The 16,109-nt window shown below is 70.8% G+C and carries 12 protein-coding genes; 5 read left to right on the forward strand and 7 right to left on the reverse strand.

Annotated features, from left to right (window positions below; translation table 11 throughout):
* Positions 1-599: 599 nt before the first annotated feature.
* Positions 600-1,622: a tryptophan--tRNA ligase gene (gene trpS, locus ACH4U7_RS35600; protein WP_398531925.1), complete on the forward strand. Its 1,023-nt coding sequence runs from the start codon at positions 600-602 to the stop codon at positions 1,620-1,622.
* 92 nt (positions 1,623-1,714) lie between these two features.
* Here the strand turns inward: trpS and proC are convergent, their stop codons facing one another.
* Positions 1,715-2,584, reverse strand: a complete 870-nt coding sequence (gene proC, locus ACH4U7_RS35605) for a pyrroline-5-carboxylate reductase (protein WP_398531926.1) — start codon at positions 2,582-2,584, stop codon at positions 1,715-1,717.
* A gap of 384 nt (positions 2,585-2,968) precedes the next feature.
* On the opposite strand from proC, the gene ACH4U7_RS35610 reads away from it, so the two are divergent.
* Entirely contained in the window at positions 2,969-3,244 is a 276-nt protein-coding gene (locus tag ACH4U7_RS35610) for a hypothetical protein (RefSeq protein WP_398531927.1), read from the forward strand.
* A 261-nt stretch (positions 3,245-3,505) separates the two neighbouring features.
* Positions 3,506-5,155, forward strand: coding sequence for a SulP family inorganic anion transporter (locus ACH4U7_RS35615; RefSeq protein WP_398531928.1), 1,650 nt, complete (start codon positions 3,506-3,508; stop codon positions 5,153-5,155).
* A gap of 84 nt (positions 5,156-5,239) precedes the next feature.
* Here ACH4U7_RS35615 and ACH4U7_RS35620 read toward each other — a convergent pair whose 3' ends face one another.
* Entirely contained in the window at positions 5,240-5,494 is a 255-nt protein-coding gene (locus tag ACH4U7_RS35620; protein ID WP_014178574.1) for a hypothetical protein, read from the reverse strand.
* 278 nt (positions 5,495-5,772) lie between these two features.
* On the opposite strand from ACH4U7_RS35620, the gene ACH4U7_RS35625 reads away from it, so the two are divergent.
* Positions 5,773-8,229 carry a protein kinase gene (locus ACH4U7_RS35625; protein ID WP_398531929.1) on the forward strand — a complete coding sequence of 819 codons (2,457 nt, stop codon included), beginning with the start codon at positions 5,773-5,775 and terminating at the stop codon, positions 8,227-8,229.
* A 60-nt stretch (positions 8,230-8,289) separates the two neighbouring features.
* Here the strand turns inward: ACH4U7_RS35625 and ACH4U7_RS35630 are convergent, their stop codons facing one another.
* Complete coding sequence (locus ACH4U7_RS35630) at positions 8,290-8,622, reverse strand: SH3 domain-containing protein (RefSeq protein WP_398531930.1); 333 nt, start codon at positions 8,620-8,622, stop codon at positions 8,290-8,292.
* A gap of 160 nt (positions 8,623-8,782) precedes the next feature.
* On the opposite strand from ACH4U7_RS35630, the gene ACH4U7_RS35635 reads away from it, so the two are divergent.
* On the forward strand, positions 8,783-11,197 hold the full coding sequence (locus ACH4U7_RS35635) for a PQQ-binding-like beta-propeller repeat protein (protein WP_398531931.1): 2,415 nt from the start codon (positions 8,783-8,785) through the stop codon (positions 11,195-11,197).
* A 284-nt stretch (positions 11,198-11,481) separates the two neighbouring features.
* On the opposite strand, the gene ilvD is transcribed toward ACH4U7_RS35635, so the two are convergent.
* From ilvD to ACH4U7_RS35655, 4 genes are all read right to left on the reverse strand, one after another.
* Entirely contained in the window at positions 11,482-13,332 is a 1,851-nt protein-coding gene (gene ilvD / locus ACH4U7_RS35640; RefSeq protein WP_398531932.1) for a dihydroxy-acid dehydratase, read from the reverse strand.
* Between the two features lie 215 nt (positions 13,333-13,547).
* On the reverse strand, positions 13,548-14,183 hold the full coding sequence (locus ACH4U7_RS35645; protein ID WP_398531933.1) for a TetR family transcriptional regulator: 636 nt from the start codon (positions 14,181-14,183) through the stop codon (positions 13,548-13,550).
* Entirely contained in the window at positions 14,180-15,061 is an 882-nt protein-coding gene (locus ACH4U7_RS35650; protein ID WP_398531934.1) for a sugar phosphate isomerase/epimerase family protein, read from the reverse strand. Before ACH4U7_RS35650 ends, ACH4U7_RS35645 begins: the two co-directional genes overlap by 4 nt.
* A gap of 102 nt (positions 15,062-15,163) precedes the next feature.
* Positions 15,164-16,093: a Ppx/GppA family phosphatase gene (locus ACH4U7_RS35655; RefSeq protein WP_398531935.1), complete on the reverse strand. Its 930-nt coding sequence runs from the start codon at positions 16,091-16,093 to the stop codon at positions 15,164-15,166.
* Positions 16,094-16,109: the final 16 nt, after the last annotated feature.

A 16,109-nucleotide genomic window follows, 5' to 3' on the forward strand; every position in this document is an offset into this window, starting at 1 on the left:
CGTTGACTTTTGGCACGCTGTTGAGTTCTCAAGGAACGGACGCTTCCTTCGAAACCGTTTCACCGGTTTCTCCGGGCGCTTCCCTTCGGTGTTTCCAACCTTACCAGATCCGTTTTCCGGTCCGTTCCCGGTCCGAATTCCGTTTCCGGCCCCCTGTTGGAGCGGGGTTTTTCGCGCCTTCCGGCGTGTCCACTACTTTAGCGGATTTCCTCCGAGGCTCATAATCGAGCCTCCCGGACGAATTCCGGGCACGCCGAAATCCATCCCGATGAGGGGCCGTGCAGTAGTGGTTTGCGCCGATGCGGCGCGAGCGGCTGTCCAAGAACCGGTACGGCTCTGTGACAACCCGAAGAACTGTACACGACGCTCCGGGGGCCATCAACCACGTGGTCTTGCGTACCGGAGGGGCGTATGGTCTGAGGCCATGACGAACCATGCGTTGCGCACTCACCAGTGGTGGCCCGCCTGACCGGCGGCCCACTATCGCGCATCGCATCCACACGGCCGCCGCTCCGGCGGCCGTTTGTGCATCTCCCTCCCGCACAAGCCGGTCCAGCCGGTCCGCGGCGGTCCCGACTACGGCGGGAGACGGCACGGACATGCCACAGCCATACGCACCACAGCCGCGGATCTTCAGTGGGATCCAGCCCACGGGCCATCTGACGCTCGGGAACTACCTCGGGGCCGTACGGCGGTGGGTCCAGGAGGACCAGCACAATGCCGACGCCGTCTTCTGCGTCGTCGATCTGCATGCCCTCACCGTGGAGCACGACCCGGCCCGGATGCGGCGGCTCACCCGGCAGGCGGCCACCCTGATGCTGGCAGCCGGGCTCGACCCGGATCGCTGCACGGTGTTTGTGCAGAGCCATGTGGACGAGCACGCACGGCTGTCATATCTGATGGAGTGCACCGCCGCGGACGGTGAGATGCGACGCATGATCCAGTACAAGGAGAAGGTCGCACGGGAGCAGGCACGGGGCCGGAGCGTGCGGCTGTCGCTGCTCACCTACCCGGCGCTGATGGCCGCCGACATCCTCGCGTACGGCACGGACGAGGTGCCGGTCGGGGATGACCAGGCGCAGCATGTGGAACTGGCCCGGACGCTGGCCCAGCGGTTCAACCAGCGGTACGGGCCGGTCTTCACCGTGCCCAGGATGACCCGGCCGCGGGTCGCCGCCCGCGTGATGAATCTGCAGGACCCGACCTCGAAGATGGGCAAGTCGCACGCCGAGGCGGCGGGCATCGTCTATCTCCTCGACGAGGAGGACGCGGTCCGTAAGAAGGTGATGCGGGCGGTGACGGACAGCGGGAGCGAGGTCGCGTACGACCGGGAGGCGCAGCCCGGGGTGGCCAATCTGCTGGATGTGCTCGCGGCCTGTACCGGCGGCGGGACGCCGGAGGAGCTGGCCGGTGCGTACTCCTCGTACGGGGCGCTGAAGAAGGACACGGCCGAGGCGGTGGTGGAGACGTTGCGGCCGATCCGGGCCCGGCATGCGGAGTTGTGCGCCGACCCGTCGTATGTGGACGGAGTGCTGCGGGCGGGGGCGGAGCGGGCACGGGGGCTGGCCCGGCCGCGGGTGAACGCCGCCTACGAGGCGGTGGGGCTGCTGCCGCCCGGCTGAGCCCGGCCGGGTCGGCTCCTTTCTGCCTCGTCCCGTCCCTGTCCCTATCCCTATCCCTGTCCCCGTCCGCCCCGGTATCCCCGGTGTCCCCGTCAGCCGTTGCCGGAGGCGAGCTCGCGGCTGCGGTCGCGGGCCGCCTCCAGGGCGGCGATCAGCGCGGCGCGCACGCCGTGGCTCTCCAGCTCGCGGATGGCGCTGATGGTGGTGCCGGCCGGGGAGGTCACCGCCTCGCGCAGCTTGACCGGGTGCTCCCCGCTGTCGCGGAGCATCACGGCCGCGCCGATCGCCGCCTGGACGATCAGGTCGTGGGCCTTGTCGCGGGGCAGGCCCAGCAGGATGCCCGCGTCGGTCATGGCCTCGACGAGGAAGTAGAAGTAGGCGGGGCCTGAGCCGGAGAGCGCGGTCGCGGCGTCCTGCTGGGTCTCGGGGACGCGAAGGGTCTTGCCGACACCGCCGAAGATCGCCTCCGCGTGTGCCAGATGCTCTTCGGTGGCGTGGCTGCCGGCCGAGATGACCGACATGGCCTCGTCGACCAGGGCCGGGGTGTTCGTCATGACCCGGACGACCGGGGTGCCGGCGGCCAGGCGCGCCTCGAAGAAGGCGGTCGGGATGCCCGCCGCGCCGGAGATCACCAGCCGGTCGGCGGGGACGTGCGGGGCGAGCTCGTCGAGCAGGGCGCCCATGTCCTGGGGCTTGACGGTGAGGATGAGGGTGTCGGCGATCTTGGCGGCATCGGCGTTGGAGACGGCCTCGACGCCGTAGCGGGCCCGGAGCTCTGCGGCGCGCTCCGGGCGGCGGGCCGTGACCAGCAAGTCGGACGGGGACCAGCCGCTGCGGATCATTCCGCTGAGGAGCGCTTCGCCGATCTTGCCCGTACCGAGCACGGCGACCTTCTCCGTGACCCTCTCTGTCACCTTCTCCGTCGCCTTCTCCGTCGCCTTCTCCGTCGCCTTCTCCGTCATGGTGCGGCTCACCTCGTGGATTGCGGTGTTGCGTACGGAGCCATCGTCGCACCGGGGGCGGGGTAGATGTGTGAAGCGTCCAGGTGGCGGTACGGGGCCCGGCGCGTCGAGGGGGCGCATCCGCGCGGGCGTCCGCCGGGGCAATCGGAGCTGATCGCTCCCGTTAGATGACTCCGCGTTCACAGTTCGGTTACATAGCGACTTGCAAATTGCCACGACCCTTTGGACATAATGGAGTTCGGTGTCCAACTCGTGACCAGAGGGGGGGCGATGGTGGGGACCATCAGGCATACCGGCCGTTCGCTGTTTGCCGTTGTGTCTGTGTTGCTCTCCCTCTTCATCGCCGCCGACTGCGCATCTGCACAGGTCACCCACCCTCGGATCGTGGCCACCGCATCCGTGGCCGAGTCCCGGCCGGCCGTCAAGGTCACCGCGTCCGCGCATCACGACGCCGGGGCCGACGACTGCCAGGGGCTCCGCGGAGCCCGGGCACCCCTCACCGCACCCACCACCACCGGCAAACCCGGATGTGTGTGCGGTTGCGACGCCGGACGGCTTGAGCCGCGTACCATGGCCGTCGCGCCTCTCACGGGACGGCAGGCCGTCCCGGTGTCGAGATCCGGCGAGCTGCCGGTCTCCCTCCAGATCATCCGCTGCTGAGAGGCAGCCCGCCCCGCCGCAGTGTCGCGGCCGGTTCATCACGCTCCCTCTCAGGTGAGCAGCAGCTCCAGAAGTCCAGAGGCTCAGAAGTCCAGCGGCTCAAAAGTCCAGGGGCTCAGCAGTCCAGAGGCTCAGCAGCGGCTCCTCAGCCAGCGAACTCATCAGCCCTGACCGATTCCATCGATCCCGACTGACGCAGCGCTACGCCGCGCCCCCGCCTGCCCTTATTGCCGGTGTCTGGGCGCACTGGAGGCAACCCTCATGCCATTGCAGAAGACTCTCCTCAACCGATTCCGCGGAGCGGGCGGCGCCGACGGCTCCTCCGCCCGTGCCAGCACATTCCGCGCCGACTTCACCGCATCACTCGTCGTCTTCCTCGTCGCCGTGCCCTTGTGCGTGGGCGTGGCGGTCGCCTCGGGGGTCCCGGCCGAGCTCGGCCTGATCACCGGCATCGTCGGCGGCCTGGTCACCGGCTTTCTGCCGGGCAGCAGCCTCCAGGTCAGCGGGCCGGCGGCCGGTCTGACCGTGCTTGTGTACGAGGCGGTGGCGGAATACGGCCTCGCGGCCCTCGGCGTCCTGGTCCTCATGTCCGGGGTGCTCCAGCTGGCGATGGGCGTGCTGCGCCTGGGGCGCTGGTTCCGCGCGATCTCCGTCGCGGTCGTCCAGGGCATGCTCGCGGGCATCGGCCTCGTACTGATCGCCGGACAGCTGTACGCGCTCGCCGACGTCAAGGCGCCGAGCAGCGGCCTGGGCAAGCTGGGCGGGCTGCCCGGTCTGATCGCCGATGTGGCCGGGTCTGACACCGCGATGAAGGCGGTGGCCGTCGGCGTGGGAACGATCGCGGTACTGGTGCTGTGGCCGCGCTGGAAGCCGGGCGCGCGGGTGCTGCCCGCTCCGCTGGCGGCGGTCGCACTGGCCACGCTGGCCACGGTGGGGATGGACCTGCCCGTCGCGCGGGTCGAGGTGCAGGGCCTGCTGGACGCCGTGCAGCCGCCCGGCGGCAGTGAATTCGCGCAGCTCGCGGAGATCGGCGTGATCGGGACCGTGCTCGCCTTCACGCTGATCGCCTCGGCCGAGAGCCTGTTCTCCGCGGCGGCCGTGGACCGGCTGCACGACGGCCCGCGGACCGACTACGACAAGGAGCTCATCGCGCAGGGCGCGGGCAACGCGCTGTGTGGCGCGCTGGGCGCCCTGCCGATGACCGCGGTGATCGTACGGAGCGCCGCCAATGTGCAGGCGGGCGCCAAGACGAAGGCCTCGCGGGTGCTGCACGGCGTGTGGCTGCTGGTCTTCGCGGTGCTGTTCCCCTCGGCGCTGGGCGTCATCCCGGTGGCCGCGCTGGCCGGTGTGCTGGTGCACGCGGGCTGGAAGCTGATCCCGACCAAGGACCTGGTCCCGCTGTGGCGTGCGCACCGCGGCGAGGCGGTGGTGCTGGTGGTGACCGCGGGCGCGATCGTGGTGACCAATATGTTCGAGGGCGTGATCATCGGTCTGCTGATGGCGGTCGCCAAGTCGGCCTGGGAGACCTCGCATGTGCATGTCGAGGTGACCGGGCTGGAGGTGACCGGGCTGAAGGACGCGCCGGAGGACCGCCCCGTACACGTACAGGTGCTGGGCAACGCCACCTTCCTGCGGCTGCCCAAGCTGCTCGACGAGCTGGAGGCGCTGCCCCGCGAGCGCGAGGTGCGGCTGGATCTGAGCGGGCTGCGGCATGTGGACCACGCATGCGAGATGGCGCTGGCCACGTGGGCCGAGCGGCACAACGCGGTGGTCAGCCGGGACAGCGCCGACGATGCCGACGGTGCTGCCGATGCCACTGACACCGCCGATGCCGCCGATGCCGCCGATGCCGCTGATGCCGCTGATGCCGCCGATGCCGCTGATGCCGCTGATGAGCGGGCTCTGGCTTAGGCGCGCATCGCCGTAACAACAGGTGTGCGGGTCCTCGGCGTCATGGACGCCGAGGACCCGCACCGCGTGGTCTCCGTCCCCCGGTCACTCGATCGCGTGCGTCCGCTTCTCCAGCGCCTCGATGGAGAGCCGGGCCTGCGTCAGTTCGTCGAGGCTGCGGCGGTGCAACTCCAGGTTGTCCTCCATCAGCTTCGCGTACTTCAGCGCCAACTGCTTGTACTGCTCCTCGCGTGCGCTCAGCATCCGGGCCCGCCATGTGACGGCGATCTGCCAGACGACCACGATCAGGAGCAGGAAAGTTCCGCCTGCGCCGACCACTCCTGCGGCTTCGCCGTTCATTCGGCTGTCCCGTCTCCTTGAGAGCTTCCTGTCCATCACGCTGGCAGCCGCCGTAGCGCGCGTCAAAGCGAACCGGGCCATTTACGGGGTAGTTGGGGGAGTGTCAGGGACTTCTCAGGGTTCCCCCCGATGTCCTTCCGATGCCCGATCGAGGCCGTTCGTTGCCCGGGATCGGTCTGCCGCCCATGCGACCCGCCCTTTAGGCTGAGGCAGCTTCACACCTTCACATCTACGTACGCGCACATTCCGTGCCGACAGGCACTCGGGGAGGGGTTGCGGTGCCGCTGAGCGCCGGTGATCCGAAGACCATGGGCGACTACCGGCTGCTGGACCGGCTCGGTTCCGGCGGGATGGGCGTCGTCTATCTGGCACGTTCGGCCTCGGGCCGACAGGTCGCGGTCAAGGTGGTGCACGCGCAGTTCGCCGAGGACGAGGAGTTCCGGACCCGCTTCCGGCAGGAGGTCGCGGCGGCCCGGCGGGTGAGCGGCGCGTTCACCGCGCCCGTCGTGGACGCCGACCCGGACGCCGAACGCCCCTGGATGGCGACCCTGTACGTACCAGGGCCGACGCTCTCCGAGCGGCTGACCGAACACGGCCCGCTGAACGCGGCCGAGCTGCGGCAGCTGGCGCTGGGCCTGGCCGAGGCGCTGCACGACATCCACCGGGTGGGTGTGGTCCACCGCGACCTCAAGCCCGCCAATGTGCTGATGGCCGACGACGGCCCGCGCGTCATCGACTTCGGGATCTCCCGGGCGGCTGACAACCAGGCGCTGACGGTGACCGGACGAGTCATGGGGACGCCCCCCTTCATGTCCCCCGAGCAGCTGAGCAGACCCCGTGAGGTGACCGGGGCCTCGGACGTCTTCTCGCTCGGCGCGCTGCTGGTGTACGCGGCGACCGGCAAGGGTCCCTTCGACGGTGAGAGCCCGTATCTCACCGCGTACCAGGTGGTGCACGAGCCGCCCGCGCTGAGCGAGATCGCGCAGCCGTTGCGCGGCATCGTGGAGCGCTGTCTGGCCAAGGCCGCGGACGACCGGCCCGGCATCGCCGAACTGGTGCGGCTGCTGGACAAACTGCCTGCCAAGGGCGCGGTTCGTACGGAAGGGGGCGGGTCGGGTACTGGTTCGGGCAACGGCTCGGGGGACGGCTCAAACGGCGGCTCAAACAGCGGCTCAAACGGCGGATCCGGCAAAGACAAGAAGAAGAGCGAGGGGAAGAACGCCGGGAAAGCGGGCGCGGATCAGGGCACTTGGCCGACATGGGGCGGGGCCCGACGGCGCCGCCCGGTCCTCGCCGCCGTGGTCGCCGTCGCGGCGCTGGCCCTGGGCGGCGGCGCCTTCGTGCTGTACTCGCCCGGCGACGACGGCGGCAGTGGGGTCCGTACGAGCGGCCCGTCGACCGACACGCCTCGGGCGATCCCGCTCCCTCAGGGCTGGCGGCCGTGGCAGCTGTCGCTCACCCAAGCCACCAAAGACCTGGGCCCGGGGCACGAGTTGGTGGATGTCAGCGGCGATGTCACCCCGCACTGCACACGGCAGGAAACCAAGCTCTACTGCGGCGGCGACGGCTTCCCGACGGCCCGCGTCGACGCCCTGACGGGGCACCTCGACTGGAGTGCCGACTCGCTGGTCAAGCGCGACATCGGGATGAACGATTCGGAACCGGTCGGGGTGCACGGCGGACTGGTCTACGTCCAGAACTCCCCGTCGGACACGACCGCCGAGCTCATCGCCCTGGACGCGGACTCCGGCGACAAGAAGTGGGCCGAGCCGATCAGCACGGGCCTCGACTCGGCCCTCTTCGACGACATGGTCATCTCCAGCGGCCCCGACGACCGGTCCCTGATCGCCCGGGACCAGGCGACCGGCAAGACCCGGTGGACGTACCGGATCCCCAAGGGGCAGGAGTGCTCGCCCGTCACGTACGGGGACGTGCCGTTCGGCCTGTGCTGGGACAGCGACGAGGAAGCGGTCCTGTGGTCGACCATCGTGCGGCTCGACGAGCGCGATGGGTCCGCCACCAAGCTGGCCCGGCTGAAGGACACCGAGGACGGTCTGGGGCTCGACGGCGACGACCTGCTGATCCTCCCGATGGTGACCGACGGCGACAACGGTGCGTACCGCTACCTCCTCCGGCTGAACATCCGCACCGGTGAGCAGCGCCGGGTCCCGCTCCCGAAGTACGCACAGGGCATGGGGGCCTTCGTCGACGGCCGGCTCTTCTTCGTCCAGGAGAGCGGCCGGGTCACCGCGGTGGACGTGGACAGCGGCAAGCAGCTGTGGAGCCGGCAGACGACGGTGGAGCGGCTGGGCATGCCGATCGTCTCGACCGCCGAGGACACGGTGTATCTGTGCAGCGGCAGCGGACGGCTGCTGGCGCTGCACCTGCGGACGGGCGAGGAGCTGTGGCAGACCGCGCCGCACAGCAGTTACAGCGGCTCGGGCGGCGGCATGGAATCGTCCCAGGTGCTCCGGGTGGACGGTTCGATCGTGGGGGTGGCGAGCGACGCGACGCTCTTCTCGGTCGACCCGCGCCACCCGGACGCCAAGCCCGTGGATGCCAGGACTCCAGGTGCCAAGACTCCAGATGCCAGGACTTCGGACTCGAAGAGCCCGGGCACGAAGAGCGCGGGCACGAAGACTTCGGACACGAAGACCCCGGGCACCAAGGACGCGGGGTCCGGTACGGCGACCAAGTCCGCGAAGCCCACGCCACGCGCGACCGCGGAGCGCTGACGGCCCGGGTCCGGCCGGGCCAGTCGGGCCGGCCGGACCAGTCGCTTCAGCCGTATGCGGTCAGCCGGCGCAGACGACGGTGATGAACCCGTCGCTGCCGGTCTTCACATACGCGTCGGAGACGTACTGCCCCGGCGCGATGCTGTCCCAGATGTCCGTCGTGCCGTACGGACCCGAGATCTTCTGCCCGCGGCGCTGACAGCGGATCGGGACACGGGTGTTGTACGGCAGCACCTTGATCAGCTTGCTGGTGGTGCTGGGGCCGCTGCGGACGTTCACCTGGTAGCCGGGTGCGATCGGATAGGTGACCGTCGTCGCCTCAACCGTCCCCACCTCGACCGTCTCTGCCTCAACGGCCGTCTCTGCGTCGGTTGTCCCCACGGTCTCTTCCATGGCTATTGGCCCTCCCCCGTCGAACTTCATTCCGAAGTTGTGCACATCTTGTGCACATGTCGCGTTACGTGACACGACCAGCGGAGGCTAACAGGGCTCGCACGTGTCATCGACTAGGCTCGCCGAGTCGCGACTGCGGCCGAATTCACGGGGGTGGGGAATGCCGCCGGTGCGCAGAGCCGGGACAGGCCCGGAAGCGGAGGATCCGGAGTACGCCGGTCAGTACCGGCTCGAGGCGCGCCTCGGCTCCGGCGGCATGGGGGTGGTGCACCTGGCGCGCTCGGCCTCGGGCCGGCGCCTCGCGGTGAAGGTCGTTCACGCGGAGTTCGCCGAAGACCCCGAGTTCCGGGCGCGGTTCCGGCAGGAGGTGGCGGCGGCCCGGCGGGTCAGCGGGGCGTTCACCGCGCCCGTCGTGGACGCCGACCCCGGCGGTGAGCGGCCCTGGATGGCCACCCTCTACATCCCCGGCCCCACCCTCGCCGAACACGTCAAGCGGAACGGCCCGCTGCCGACCGAGGACTTGGTGCGGCTGGCCGCCGGACTCGCCGAGGCGCTGCGCGACATCCACCGCGCGGGCGTGGTGCACCGCGATCTGAAGCCGAGCAATGTGCTGCTCGCCGCGGACGGGCCGAAGGTCATCGACTTCGGCATCTCGCGGCCGTCCGACAGCGAACTGCGCACGGAGACGGGGAAGCTGATCGGCACGCCGCCGTTCATGGCGCCCGAGCAGTTCCAGCGGCCACGCCATGTGGGGCCCGCGGCCGATGTGTTCGCGCTGGGGTCGGTGCTGGTGCACGCGGCGACCGGGCGCGGGCCCTTCGAGTCCGAGAGCCCGTACATCGTGGCGTACCAGGTCGTGCACGACGAGGCGGATCTGGCGGGCGTACCACGCGAGCTGCTGCCGCTCGTACAGCGCTGCCTGGCCAAGGACCCCGCCGAACGCCCCACGCCCGACGCGCTGATGACGGTCCTGCGCGCCATCGGCGGCCCCCATCCGCCCGCCCTGCGCGGCCCGCTCCCCCGCGTACCCGCCCAGCGCGGGCGCGGTACGGGGCCGCTGTGGGGCGATGACGACGGCGGCAGCGTGACGGACGCCGAAATCGGTACGGATACCGAGACCGGTACGGGCACCGATGCGGGCACCGATGCGGGCACGGACGCCGAGGCCGGTACGGAGCTCCCCACCGGCGGTACGGAGCCCGTCGCCGATGGCGCCGTGACTGATGGCTCAGTGCCCGATGACGCCGTGGCCTCCACAGGCCGGGACGCCGACACACGGATCAGGGCGGGCTCGGCCGGCTCGCCGGACTCGGTGCGCACGGCCACGGCAGAGCGGCGGCACAAGACGGCGCGGCGGCGGTGGATCACGGTCGGGGTGCTGGCCGCCGTGATGCTCGGCGCGGGCACGGTCTGGGCTTTGCAGCGGGACAACGACGGGCAGCGCTCGGCGCATCAGCAGCCGGGCGGCACCACGAAGGCGGCGGCCTGGCGGCCGTGGAAGGGCACGCTGCCCGCCGACGGCTCCGGCGGCGCGCAAGGCGATGGCACCCGGGCGGCGTTCTGCTCGTACGGAGGCGGCGCGCTGTACTGCGCCGGGCGCGGTGTCGAGGCCGCCCGCCTCGACCCGGCCGACGGCAAGGTGCTGTGGTGGCAGCCGGCCGAGGCGAACCGCGCCCACGACGGCACGCCGACCGCCCCCGCGCTCTCCGGCGGCCTGGTCCAGGTGGTGTCGCCGGACGGGTCGCGGCTGCGGGCGTTCGACCCGAAGACGGGGCACCCCCGTTGGAGCCGTGACGTGGCCTCGTACGAGGGGCGGGTCTACCCCTCGGGGGACACCGTGCTGCTGGTCGCGGCGGACGGCATGGTCACGGCCGTCAACGGGGCCACGAACAAACAGCGCTGGAGCCATACCGTCCCCGGCCACACCCACCCGGCGTTCGTCTCGTACGGCGACGGCCGCACCGCATACGCGCTCACCACGTCGGCCGACGGGTCCCACACGCTGGTCACGGCGGTCGACACGGCGCGCGGAACGACCAGCTGGCAGCGGTCGTTCCGCGGCAATCTCACCCCGGCGGGCGCCGACTCCGCGGGGGTCCTGTACCTCACCGGGACCGACGACCAGACCCGTACCGCCACCGTCGTCCGGTACGACCCGGCGCACCGCGCCGAACACCGCGTCGCACTGGCCAAGCCGGTGTCCGCGACCAGCGCGGCGGTGCGCGGCGGCTTGGTCTACCTGCTGTGCGCGGACGGCGGTCTGGTGGCGGTCGACCCGCGCCGTACGGATCCGGCCGCGGCGCAGCGCTGGCGGATGGAGACCTCCGTGGGCAACTCGTCGCCGCTGGTGGCCGCAGGCGACCGGCTGTACTTCTCGGCGGCGGACGGGCGGCTGCTCGCCGTCGATGCGGTGGGGGGCGAGTTGCTGGGGCAGACCCCGCCGCGTACGGGCAAGGCCCAGAAGAGCTATCTGGTGTTGGTGCCCGCGCCGGTGGCAGCGGACGGCAAGGTGTACGGATCGGCGCCGGACGGCACGGTCTTCGGGGTGTCGGGACGGGACCCGGCCCGCTGGTGACTGGCCGCTGATCGACTGGCTGCTGATCGACCGCCTGCTGATCGACTGGCTGCTGACTGACTGCCTGCTGATCGACCGCCTGCTGACTGACTGCCTGCTGATCGACCGCCTGCTGACTGCCTGCCTGCTGATCGACTGACTGCTGACTGCCTGCTGACTGACTGCTGACTGACTGCCTGTTGATCGACGACGCGCCGCAGAACCGGCGGGGCGAACGTGCCCGGGGCCCGGACGTGCCTGGGCCCGGACGGCTCGCGTCCGGGCCCAGGCACAGCGGCCGTGTGTCAGCCGAGCTTGCTGACGTCCCGCACCGCGCCCTTGTCGGCGCTGGTCGCCATCGCCGCGTACGCCCGCAGCGCGGCGGACACCTTGCGGTCGCGGTTCTTCGGCGCGTACACGCCGCCCAGGGCCTCGCGCCGGGCGGCCAGTTCGTCCTCGCTCACCAGCAGCTCGATGGTGCGGGAGGGGATGTCGATGCGGATCCGGTCGCCGTCCTCGACCAGGGCGATGGTGCCGCCGGAGGCCGCCTCGGGCGAGGCGTGGCCGATGGACAGGCCGGAGGTGCCGCCGGAGAAGCGGCCGTCGGTGATCAGCGCGCAGGCCTTGCCCAGGCCCCGGCCCTTGAGGAAGGAGGTGGGGTAGAGCATTTCCTGCATACCGGGGCCGCCCTTGGGGCCCTCGTAGCGGATGACGACGACGTCGCCCTCCTTGACCTGCTTGCCGAGGATCTTCTCGACGGCCTCTTCCTGGGACTCGCAGACCACGGCCGGGCCCTCGAAGGTCCAGATGGACTCGTCGACGCCCGCGGTCTTCACCACACAGCCGTCCTCGGCGAGGTTGCCGTACAGGACGGACAGGCCGCCTTCCTTGGAGTAGGCGTGCTCGATGTCGCGGATGCAGCCGTTCTCGGCGTCGGTGTCCAGGGTGCCCCAGCGCTCGGACTGCGAGAAGGCGGTCGCGGAGCGCACACAGCCGGGGGCGGCGTGGAAGAGCTCCACGGCCTCGGCGGAGGGGGAGCCGCCGCGGATGTCCCACTGCTTGAGCCAGTCGGCGAGCGACGACGAGTGCACGGTGTGCACGTCCTCGTTGAGCAGCCCGGCCCGGTACAGCTCGCCCAGGATCGCGGGGATGCCGCCGGCCCGGTGGACGTCCTCCATGTAGTAGACGCCGCCGGGGGCGACGTTCGGGGCGACCTTCGCCAGGCAGGGCAGACGGCGGGAGAGCGCGTCGATGTCCTTCATGTCGAAGTCGAGCCCGGCCTCCTGGGCGGCGGCCAGCAGGTGCAGGATCGTGTTCGTCGAGCCGCCCATGGCGATGTCGAGGGCCATGGCGTTCTCGAAGGCGGCGCGGGAGCCGACGGCGCGCGGCAGGACGGTCTCGTCGTCCTGCTCGTAGTAGCGCTTGGTGATCTCCACGACGGTGCGGCCGGCGGTCTCGTACAGCGCCTTGCGGGCGGTGTGGGTGGCGAGCACCGAGCCGTTGCCGGGGAGGGACAGGCCGATCGCCTCGGTGAGGCAGTTCATGGAGTTCGCGGTGAACATCCCGGAACAGGATCCGCAGGTCGGACAGGCGTTGTCCTCGATCCGGGCGATGTCCTCGTCGGAGACGTTGTCGTTGACGGCCTCGGAGATCGCGGTGATCAGGTCGAGCTTGCGGACGGTGCCGTCGACCAGGGTCGCCCGGCCCGACTCCATGGGGCCGCCGGAGACGAAGACGGTGGGGATGTTCAGCCGCATCGCGGCCATCAGCATGCCGGGCGTGATCTTGTCGCAGTTGGAGATGCAGATCAGCGCGTCCGCGCAGTGGGCCTCGACCATGTACTCGACCGAGTCGGCGATCAGGTCGCGGGAGGGCAGGGAGTAGAGCATTCCGCCGTGGCCCATGGCGATGCCGTCGTCCACGGCGATCGTGTTGAACTCGCGCGGGATGCCGCCCGCGGCGTGGATCGCCTCGCTGACGATCCGGCCGACCGGCTGGAGGTGGGTGTGGCCCGGCACAAACTCCGTGAAGCTGTTCGCCACCGCGATGATCGGCTTGCCGAAGTCCTCGCGCGCTACGCCCGAGGCCTGCATAAGGGCTCGGGCGCCCGCCATGTTGCGGCCATGGGTGACGGTGCGGGACCTCAGCTCGGGCACGGTGCTCCACTCCCTCGTTTCCGGGTCGTCCCGGTAGTCCGGGTTCTTGAGTGTTCTTGAGTCTCCTGAGCCTACGCCTCACATCCGGGATACGGACGGTGCGTCCGGATCCCAAGACGTGTGGCTCAGCCCTCGGGCAGCCCGTACCGGCCCTCGGGTGGCCCGTACCGACGAACCGACGTACGGCCGGCTCAGTCCTCGGCCGGACAGCGCGCTCAGTCCTCGGTCAGATAGCGCTGGAGCGTCGGCCCCACCATGGCGACGATGTCCTCCACGGGCGCGGAGGCCATCGGCTCCATCCGGATCACATACCGCAGCATCGCGATCCCGATCATGTGGCTGGCCGCCAGCTGCGCCCGGAACTCCGGGTTGGGCACATGCAGCTCGACCACCATCCGCAGCAGCAGCCGACGCTCGATCATGCCGCGCAGGACCGCGGCCGCCGCCTCGTTGGTCAGCGCGGAGCGCATCACGGCCAGCAGCGGCAGGCGGGTGACGGGGTTCTCCCAGACGCCGAACATGAAGCGGGCCATCCGCTCGCCCGCCCCCTCCCGGCTGCCGCCGTGCACCGCGTCCGGGGCGGCCAGGGTGGGTGCGAAGATCAGCTCGACGGCCGCCCCGAAGATCTGGTCCTTGGTGCCGAAGTAGTGGTGGACCAGGGCCGGGTCCACCCCCGCCGCCTTCGCGATACCGCGGATCGAGGTCTTGTCGTAGCCGCGCTCGGCGAACTCGTTGCGCGCCGCGGTCAGGATCCGGTCGCGCGCCGCGGGGGCGTCGGCGGCGCCCTCGGTACGGGGTGGACGGCCGCGGCGGCGCGGAGCGGGGGACTGCGAGGGCAGGGCCGGGGTCACGAGCCGGGCACCGCCCTGGTCGACGAGGCGGCCGAGTTCGGCGAGATACCCGAGTCCGATGAGACAGCCGAGTTCGGTGAGGCGAGGTGGAGCCGGGTGAAGGCCAGCGCCTCCGCCAGATCGGCCTCGCGCTCGGCCGTGGACATCGCCCGCCGGGTGTTGACCTCGACGACCACATTGCCGTCGAAGCCGGTCGCGGCCAGCCGCTCCAGCAGCTCGGCACACGGCTGGGTGCCGCGCCCCGGCACCAGGTGCTCGTCCTTGTTGGAGCCCATGCCGTCGGCGAGGTGGAGGTGGGCCAGCCGGTCGCCCATCCGGTCCGCCATGCCGAGCGCGTCCGTACGGGCGGTCGCCGTATGCGAGAGGTCGATCGTGAAGTGGCGGTAGTCGTCGTGGGTGACGTCCCAGTCGGGCGCGTACGCGAGCATCTCCCGGTCGCGGTAGCGCCACGGGTACATGTTCTCGACGGCGAACCGCACATCCGTCTCGCCCGCCATCCGCCAGATTCCGCGCACGAACTCCCGGGCGTACGCGCGCTGCCACCGGAAGGGCGGGTGGACCACGACGGTGGAGGCGCCGAGCCGCTCGGCGGCCGCCTTCGCACGCTGCAGCTTCACCCATGGGTCGGTCGACCACACCCGCTGAGTGATCAGCAGGCATGGCGCGTGCACGGCGAGAATCGGCACCTCGTGGTAGTCGGAAAGCCGGCGCAGCGACTCGATGTCCTGGCTGACCGGATCGGTCCACACCATGACCTCGACACCGTCGTAGCCGAGGCGTGCGGCGATCTCGAAGGCCGTTGCCGTCGACTCCGGATAGACCGAGGCCGTGGACAGCGCGACTTTCGCATCCGGGATGCGCACCACTGGCTCTGTCACGAGGGACAGGGTACGGCGCTCCCCCGGACGGCTAAACCGCCACCGCTCGCCGCGCCACCCCGGGCGCCACCGGCGGTACGGGTATCAGCGCAGGTCACGGCGTCATCCCGGCAGGTGATCCAGGCGTCGCAAGATGACGCCCTCACGCAGCGCCCACGGGCAGATCTCCAGGTCCTCCACCCCGAACAGATCCATCGCGGCCTCCGCGACCAGCGCCCCCGCCAGCAGCTGCGGCGCCCGCCCGTCGGAGACGCCCGGCAGCTGCTCACGCTTGTCGACGGGCATGGCGGCCAGCTTCGGCACCCACTGCTCCAGCGCCTGGCGGGTCAGCCGGCGCTGTACGTACAGGCCCTCGGCGGAGCGTGCCGCGCCCCCGATCCTGGCCAGCTGTCTGAAGGTCTTGGAGGTGGCGACGACGTGATCCGGCGTGCCGTGGCGGCTGAAGTCGCCGACGATCCGCGCGATCTGCGCCCGTACATGCCGCCGCAGCGCCCGTACATCCTCCGGGCTGGGCGGATCGCCGGGCAGCCAGCCCGCCGTCAGCCTGCCCGCGCCCAGGGGCAGCGAGACGGCCGCGTCCGGCTCCTCGTCCAGCCCGTACGCGATCTCGAGCGAACCGCCGCCGATGTCCAGGACCAGCAGCTTTCCGGCCGACCAGCCGTACCAGCGGCGGGCCGCGAGAAAGGTGAGCCGCGCCTCCTCGTCGCCGGTCAGGACCCGCAGCCGCACCCCGGTCGCGTCGGCGACGCGGGACAGCACATCCTCGGCGTTGGTCGCCTCCCGGACGGCGGAGGTGGCGAAGGGCAGCACGTCCTCGACGCCCTTGTCCTCGGCGGCCTGCAGCGCCTCCTTGACCACGGCGATCAGGCGCTCGACGCCATCGGCCCCTATGGCCCCACCGTCGTCGAGCAGCTCCGCCAGCCGGAGCTCAACCTTGTGCGAGTGGGCGGGCAGCGGGCGTGCTCCCGGGTGCGCATCCACCACCAGCAGATGGACCGTGTTAGAACCCACGTCCAGGACACCGAGTCTCATGGCCAGAACGCTACTG

This window comes from Streptomyces sp. NPDC020845 (genome assembly GCF_044334165.1).
In the GTDB taxonomy this organism is placed as follows: Bacteria; Actinomycetota; Actinomycetes; order Streptomycetales; family Streptomycetaceae; genus Streptomyces.